The sequence below is a fragment of the uncultured Paraglaciecola sp. genome (assembly GCF_913058035.1).
In the GTDB taxonomy this organism is placed as follows: Bacteria; Pseudomonadota; Gammaproteobacteria; order Enterobacterales; family Alteromonadaceae; genus Paraglaciecola.
Genome location: NZ_CAJXPA010000272.1, coordinates 1 through 4,163 on the forward strand (window position 1 = coordinate 1; position 4,163 = coordinate 4,163).

Genomic DNA, 4,163 nt, shown 5'->3' on the forward strand with positions numbered 1-4,163 from the left:
GTAAAAAAAATTGTGCTTCAGTAGCAAATAAAACTCTATTTTTTAACCGATTTTCAATACTCACAAGTGCTTGGAAACAGGTATCAATATTCATATATTGATGTAACCATTGATGGGTTTTTAAGCGTTCAGCTTGCTGATTAAAGTGTGCATTGTCAGGTAATGAAAATTGCTCAAGTTGATGATAAAAAAGAGAAAAAATAATATCAAAGTGAGTGTTGGAGTATCGTTTCCATGTTCGCATGAGTAGGTAGTCAAAATAGATATCAATGACCACTCCTGCCATTCTTCGAATGCTCCTTGGAAAAGATCGTTTTAATTCAATTATTAAAGGATGCGCATCCGTGTATACGTCAATACTACGATGTAAACGAATACCCTGCTCAATTTCGAAGGGTAAGTATTGTAGCTGACTACCTTTTACAAAATCCCCAAGAAAGTTCCCTAACAAATTTGTCTTCGTATGTGAGCCAATATGAATGTGGGCGATATAGTTCAAGTTAAAAAGTTCTCCCATTAACTAAGACATGACACCCAAGTGAAAACCTAAAAATTCGTTAACTTAGCAGCAATCTTCGCTGATAAGACCAGTATTTTGCTGCTAATTTCTATTTGCTCTCTATAATGGGCTGATAATTTAAGTTATTGTGCACTTATTGCACTAAAAATAATTCTGAAATACTGTTTTTCACATAGAAAAATACCAAGTCAAAATTATTCATAATTAAGATGGTATGCCAGTGAAAGTATTAGTCATCAACGGACCAAATCTGAATATGTTGGGTAAACGTGAGCCCGCAACCTATGGTTCACAAAGCTTACAACAAATTATTAGTCAGTTAAGCAGCTATGCGTCCTCAATAGGACTAAGTTTAACTCATATGCAGTCAAATGCTGAACACGAGTTAATTGAGACAATTCACAATGCTTTTGAAAAGATAGATTTTATTGTCATCAACCCGGGTGCTTTCACCCACACCAGTGTTGCATTAAGAGATGCGCTTTTGAGCGTGTCTATTCCATTTATCGAAGTGCATCTATCCAATGTACACGCAAGAGAACCGTTCAGACAGCATTCTTACTTATCCGATATTGCCCAAGGGGTGATTTGTGGATTGGGCGCACAAGGCTACGAATTCGCTTTAACGGCGGCCAAACAATATTTAACTAAATAAAGATCAGCAAAAATTGCTTGCTGACTAACTGATTAGAGAGAAAAAAATGGACATACGTAAAATTAAAAAGTTGATAGAGCTAGTGGAAGAGTCTGGCATATCTGAGCTAGAAATTACTGAAGGAGAGGAGTCCGTTCGTATTCACCGTGGAGTTAGCCTAAGCAGTCAAGCCGCGGTACCTATGCAATATGCACCACAACCACAATTAGCGGTACCTGTCGCACCAGCAGCCCCCGTTGAAACTGTCGCTGAAGCAGCACCAGTGGAAAGCGGACACATTATGTGTTCGCCGATGGTAGGTACTTTTTATCGTTCTTCATCACCTGGTGTTAAATCGTTCGTAGAAGTAGGTCAGAAAGTCAATGTCGGCGACACGCTTTGTATTATTGAAGCGATGAAAATGATGAATCAAATTGAGTCGGATAAAACCGGTGTAGTGAAACGAATTTTAGTTGAAAATCAGGATCCTGTAGAATTCGACCAACCTATGTTTGTGATTGAATAAAAGGTCTATGACAATGTTAAAAAAAGTCCTCATTGCAAACCGCGGTGAAATCGCGCTACGAATTTTACGTGCCTGTAAAGAGTTAGGCATAAAGACCGTAGCAGTGCATTCGACTGCCGACGAATCACTCAAACATGTGTTGTTAGCTGATGAAACGATTTGTATCGGCAAAGCTTCAGCCACAGAGAGCTATCTCAATATTCCCCGGATTATTGCTGCTGCTGAAATAACAAATGCAGATGCTATTCATCCCGGTTATGGATTTTTAGCTGAAAACGCAGACTTTGCTGAAGCGGTTGAAAAAAGTGGTTTTACCTTTATTGGCCCAACGGCCGACACTATTAACTTAATGGGTGATAAAGTTTCAGCGATAAAATCGATGAAAAGTGCTGGTGTGCCTTGTGTTCCTGGTTCTGATGGCCCATTAGGCGAAAATGAAGCACGAAACAAAAAAGTGGCTAAAAGTATTGGTTATCCGATCATCATTAAAGCCGCTGGTGGAGGCGGTGGTCGTGGTATGCGTGTTGTGCGCAGCGAAGACGAACTTATCTCATCTATTGCCATGACAAAAAGTGAAGCCGGTGCGGCATTCAACAATGATGTTGTGTACATGGAAAAATTCCTTGAAAACCCTCGTCATGTTGAAATTCAAATATTGGCAGATGGCCAAGGAAATGCCATCCACCTGGGCGAGCGTGACTGCTCTATGCAACGCCGTCACCAAAAAGTGGTAGAAGAAGCCCCAGCCCCAGGCATTACCCCAGAAATGCGTGCCGCAATTGGAGCAAGATGTTGCCAAGCTTGCGTTGATATTAATTATCGTGGTGCAGGTACGTTTGAATTTTTGTTTGAAAATAATGAATTTTATTTCATTGAAATGAATACGCGTATTCAAGTTGAGCATCCGGTGTCTGAAATGATCACAGGCATCGACTTAATTAAAGAGCAATTAAGAGTAGCCGCTGGTGAAAAGTTGTCTTTGACCCAAGACCAGATACAAGTGAAAGGTCATGCGATTGAATGTCGTATCAATGCCGAAGACTCAAAAACCTTTATACCAAGCCCAGGTAAAATTACCAAGTTTCATTCACCTGGTGGTTTAGGCGTGAGGTGGGACTCGCATATATACACTGATTATGTCGTGCCACCCTATTACGATTCAATGATTGGTAAATTGATCACCTATGGTGAGACCAGAGAAGTGGCGATTGCTAAAATGCGTCATGCATTAGACGAGTTGGTTATTGGCGGAATTAAAACCAACGTTGATCTACAAAAAAGCATAATGGCTGACGAAAATTTTGCCGCTGGTGGTGCAAATATTCATTATCTGGAAAAAAAATTAGGTATAGGCGGACATTAACTTGTCATAAAATATATTTATTAATAAAAAGAGCGCTCATCGCTCTTTTTTTATGTCTGATCATTTAGCTAATCTCAGGTTTGCTGATGTTATACTTATTAAAATTTCTAACAGTGAGTTTGTTAATGCCTTGGATCCAATTAAAAATAAATAGCCAAGCAGAATACGCTGAACAAATTGGCGAAATGTTATCAGCTAGTGGTGCACAAGCCGTCACTTTTGTAGACGCTAAAGATACGCCCATGTATGAACCTAAACCCGGTGAAGTGATGTTATGGCCAGACACTCAGATTGTGGGATTGTATGACGCAGAATATGATATGTCGCGGGTTATTAGCCAACTGAGTCAGTCCAAGCTGTTAGGTAAAAACTTCAATCATAAATTAGACCAACTAGAAGACAAAGATTGGGAAAGGGAATGGATGATAAATTTCCATCCAATGCAATTTGGCGAACGTTTGTGGATTTGTCCTAGCTGGCGTGATGTACCTGATCCCAATGCAGTGAATGTGATGCTCGATCCCGGATTAGCCTTTGGTACTGGCACACATCAAACAACGAGTCTGTGCTTAAGATGGTTAGACCGTTTAGAACTGTCTGAAGCAACCGTGGTTGATTTTGGTTGCGGTTCAGGGATATTGGGTATAGCTGCACTTAAATTAGGTGCTAAGCGTGTTATAGGCATCGATATCGACCCTCAAGCCTTATTAGCCAGCCAAGATAATGCTAATCGTAATGATGTGGGCGAAAAAATTGAATTGTATTTACCAGAGCATCAACCTGAATTTAAAGCTGATGTGGTACTAGCCAATATACTTGCTGGGCCAATACGTGAATTAAGAACGGTCATCACCGAATATTGTAAAACAGGTGGTAAATTAGTGCTCTCTGGAATTTTAGACAATCAAGCTCAAGAAATTAATGATTTGTACAGCCATGATTTTAATATGGATCCCATCATGGTGGATGGAGAGTGGGCAAGGGTCTCTGGGGTTAAAATAACGTCTTAAAACAGGTAGATCCTTAGGAAGTCAGATTATCATTACTAGTGCTTATTTTTAAAATACAGCAGCTTATAGTTTTATCCCTGTTTGCTTGCTCTTTTTATTTGGTACATAGA

At 39.8% G+C, this 4,163-nt stretch carries 5 protein-coding genes; 4 read left to right on the forward strand and 1 reads right to left on the reverse strand.

Annotated features, from left to right (window positions below):
- On the reverse strand, positions 1–499 hold a 499-nt coding region (locus tag QZ562_RS20000), incomplete at its 3' end, for an ACP phosphodiesterase (RefSeq protein ID WP_293764238.1).
- Positions 500–734: 235 nt separating this feature from the next.
- Between QZ562_RS20000 and aroQ the strand changes: the two genes are divergently transcribed.
- The 4 genes from aroQ (at position 735) to prmA (ending at position 4,053) form a co-directional block, all read left to right on the forward strand.
- Positions 735–1,175 (forward strand): type II 3-dehydroquinate dehydratase, encoded by a 441-nt coding sequence (aroQ, locus tag QZ562_RS20005; RefSeq protein WP_293764241.1) that lies wholly within the window; start codon positions 735–737, stop codon positions 1,173–1,175.
- A 46-nt stretch (positions 1,176–1,221) separates the two neighbouring features.
- On the forward strand, positions 1,222–1,680 hold the full coding sequence (gene accB, locus QZ562_RS20010; RefSeq protein WP_293764243.1) for an acetyl-CoA carboxylase biotin carboxyl carrier protein: 459 nt from the start codon (positions 1,222–1,224) through the stop codon (positions 1,678–1,680).
- Positions 1,681–1,693: 13 nt separating this feature from the next.
- Positions 1,694–3,043 (forward strand): acetyl-CoA carboxylase biotin carboxylase subunit, encoded by a 1,350-nt coding sequence (accC, locus tag QZ562_RS20015; protein WP_293764246.1) that lies wholly within the window; start codon positions 1,694–1,696, stop codon positions 3,041–3,043.
- Positions 3,044–3,168: 125 nt separating this feature from the next.
- Entirely contained in the window at positions 3,169–4,053 is an 885-nt protein-coding gene (gene prmA / locus QZ562_RS20020; protein ID WP_293764248.1) for a 50S ribosomal protein L11 methyltransferase, read from the forward strand.
- The last annotated feature ends 110 nt before the right edge of the window (positions 4,054–4,163 follow it).

Excerpts from the sequence above, each read along its gene's own strand:
- aroQ (WP_293764241.1), top strand. The coding sequence starts at position 735 with ATGCCAGTGAAAGTATTAGTCATCAACGGACCAAATCTGAATATGTTG.
- accB (WP_293764243.1), top strand. The coding sequence starts at position 1,222 with ATGGACATACGTAAAATTAAAAAGTTGATAGAGCTAGTGGAAGAGTCT.
- accC (WP_293764246.1), top strand. The coding sequence starts at position 1,694 with ATGTTAAAAAAAGTCCTCATTGCAAACCGCGGTGAAATCGCGCTACGA.
- prmA (WP_293764248.1), top strand. The coding sequence starts at position 3,169 with ATGCCTTGGATCCAATTAAAAATAAATAGCCAAGCAGAATACGCTGAA.